General features: G+C 51.0%; 1 protein-coding gene. It reads left to right on the plus strand.

Translation table 11 applies throughout. The features are described 5' to 3' along the window. Positions 1 to 605, plus strand: a 605-nt coding sequence (locus CYP26_RS05955; RefSeq protein ID WP_346311042.1) for a hypothetical protein, incomplete at its 5' end; no start/stop codon positions are given. Positions 606 to 781: the final 176 nt, after the last annotated feature.

Below are 781 nucleotides of genomic sequence, written 5' to 3' on the forward strand. Positions count from 1 at the left end.
GTCTGATGGTAATGGAGCAATGGGGCAACGGTGAGGCTTATAACGAAGATCGTTGGATTGAACGTGGCCGCCAAGCAATGAGGCAGACCGTTGAAGGTATGTTTGAGCTTGGTCGTGTCCTAATTGTGTTGAAAGAACACATGACTTGGGAAAAGTTCGCAGACGTCTGCGGAACATCTGGGATGTCAGTACGCGCCGCACAACAGCTCACGCAGGCCACGCGCCGTTTTGCCACACCGCAAATGCAGAAGGCTCAGACCAAGTTGATGGTGCTGGGCAAATCCAAACTGCTAGAGCTGCGGGTGGAGGAGGATGAGACCCTCACTGAGTTGGCCGATGGCGGCGAAGTGAACGGTATGACCTTGGACGATGTGGACAGGATGACGGTACGCGAACTCCGCGCCGCCCTGCGCGAGAGCCGCGAAACCGCCGAGGCCAAAGACAAAATCATCGCCGACAAAAACAAGAAGGTGGACGAGCTGGCGGAGAAACTGGCCAAGAAGCAGACGGGCAAATATCCGAGCCCACGAGACGCTGAGGCATCGCGTATGCCGTCGTCTGCTTGGACAAAAAAAAAGGCGTCAAAAGTGGAAACGAAAAGCTAAATAAATGGATGATTCCAACCCTTTTTGTCTTGATTGTTATTATGCTTTTATACGCGCTTAGTATGAGTGATGGTTTTGTTAAGGCGGCTAAATTTTTATTTGACCAAATTTTTAATGCGATAACCCCAGATGAGCTATTACAGACTCCTGTGCTTGATGTTTTCCCGATTCCCCCC

It is taken from the genome of Campylobacter concisus (genome assembly GCF_002913225.1).
GTDB classification, from domain to species: domain Bacteria; phylum Campylobacterota; class Campylobacteria; order Campylobacterales; family Campylobacteraceae; genus Campylobacter_A; species Campylobacter_A concisus_J.